Genomic DNA, 275 nt, shown 5'->3' with positions numbered 1-275 from the left:
GCAATCGGGCTATCTATATAGGCTTTTATATATTTGCGTTCAATTTTTTCATTTAGACTTAATTTAACTAAACGTGGATTAATAATACCTGCTTCTACTTTATCACTTAAAATCAGAACTTTTCCGATCGTTCCAACAAGACTAATTAAAATATCACCGGACTTAATTGCACATGATCTTAATTGGTCATATTTTTTTTGAGAAATATAATAAGAAACTAAAGATTCATCTCCAGCTATCACTTGTTCTTGTCCGTATATTCTATAACCATCAGC

Annotated in this window: 1 protein-coding gene; it reads right to left on the bottom strand. The window is 30.2% G+C overall.

All coding sequences use genetic code 11. The annotated features are described in order from the left end of the window. The coding region (locus AAEZ00_RS21160) for a restriction endonuclease subunit S domain-containing protein (RefSeq protein WP_351089861.1) at positions 1-275 on the bottom strand (275 nt) is incomplete at both ends.

Origin of the sequence: Shewanella sp. S1-49-MNA-CIBAN-0167 (assembly GCF_040310145.1) — a bacterium.
Lineage (GTDB): Bacteria > Pseudomonadota > Gammaproteobacteria > Enterobacterales > Shewanellaceae > Shewanella > Shewanella psychromarinicola.
This window is presented reverse-complemented; position numbering and strand designations above follow the sequence as displayed.